The sequence below is a fragment of the Pseudomonas putida genome (genome assembly GCF_028682475.1).
GTDB lineage: Bacteria > Pseudomonadota > Gammaproteobacteria > Pseudomonadales > Pseudomonadaceae > Aquipseudomonas > Aquipseudomonas putida_AG.
In genome coordinates, this window is the sequence record NZ_JANHLE010000135.1 from 1 (window position 1) to 322 (window position 322).

Sequence of the window (322 nt, forward strand, 5' to 3'; positions counted from 1 at the left end):
GCGCGCCACCAGCTCGCCTCCGGCGGCACCGGCGGCACCCGCAGCGGCCGAGTTGCCCTGGGCCTGGGCGACCACAGCCCCCAGCACGGCGTGAGCCATGACATTGAGGGCGGCGTTGTCGCCCGTGGACTTTTTGATGAGCTGTGCCAGATACGGCGCCGAAGCCCCAGCCAACGCCGAGCCGATATCGCCACCGGCCAAGCCCTGCAAGGCAGCCGTCACCGCCTGGGTGACACGTTGGTAATCACCACTGGTGCCGTATTTGCCCATGATCCGCTGGTAGGCGTCGGTGGCGACCAGTTGCTTCTGGTAGGCCTGAGCA

At 67.7% G+C, this 322-nt stretch carries 1 protein-coding gene; it reads right to left on the reverse strand.

Features of this window, described 5'->3' with window-relative positions; all coding sequences use genetic code 11:
* On the reverse strand, window positions 1-322 hold a 322-nt coding region (locus tag NPS47_RS25515), incomplete at both ends, for a hypothetical protein (RefSeq protein ID WP_274297456.1).